Here is a 563-nt window from a genome sequence, read left to right as displayed (position 1 = left end):
ACCACTACACCACGGGACCATTTGGTTGCGGGGACAGGATTTGAACCTGCGACCTTCGGGTTATGAGCCCGACGAGCTACCGTGCTGCTCCACCCCGCGACAATATTAAATTAAAAAATGGAGGAGGTAGAGGGATTCGAACCCCCGCGCGACTCTCGCCGCCTGTCGGTTTTCAAGACCGATCCCTTCAGCCGAACTTGGGTATACCTCCATGAAGGAAAAAATAAATATTTTATTATTATATGTCTAAACCATTTTTAAAAATGGAGGAGGTAGAGGGATTCGAACCCCCGCGCGATTCTCACCGCCTGTCGGTTTTCAAGACCGATCCCTTCAGCCGAACTTGGGTATACCTCCGAGACATATATTAAATAAAGTGGAGCCTAGCGGGATCGAACCGCTGACCTCCTGCGTGCAAGGCAGGCGCTCTCCCAGCTGAGCTAAGGCCCCATGTTTTTGGAATATCGGGAAGACAGGATTTGAACCTGCGACCCCCTGGTCCCAAACCAGGTGCTCTACCAAGCTGAGCCACTTCCCGTTAATAAAAGCGCGCCCGAGAGGAG

General features: G+C 51.9%; 5 tRNA genes. All 5 read right to left on the bottom strand.

Annotated elements, in window-relative coordinates:
• Positions 1-22 precede the first annotated feature (22 nt).
• Positions 23-99 (bottom strand) — tRNA-Met (locus tag ACTJJY_RS32085).
• 19 nt (positions 100-118) lie between these two features.
• A tRNA-Ser gene (locus tag ACTJJY_RS32080) sits at positions 119-211 on the bottom strand.
• Between the two features lie 53 nt (positions 212-264).
• Positions 265-357: transfer RNA gene (locus tag ACTJJY_RS32075), tRNA-Ser, on the bottom strand.
• Between the two features lie 20 nt (positions 358-377).
• Positions 378-450, bottom strand: a tRNA-Ala gene (locus ACTJJY_RS32070).
• Between the two features lie 14 nt (positions 451-464).
• Positions 465-538, bottom strand: a tRNA-Pro gene (locus ACTJJY_RS32065).
• Positions 539-563: the final 25 nt, after the last annotated feature.

The organism is Bacillus sp. 22475, from assembly GCF_052044835.1.
GTDB classification, from domain to species: domain Bacteria; phylum Bacillota; class Bacilli; order Bacillales; family Bacillaceae_G; genus Bacillus_A; species Bacillus_A cereus.
Note: the sequence above shows the minus strand (reverse complement) of the source record. Positions and strands in the feature narration are given on the sequence as shown.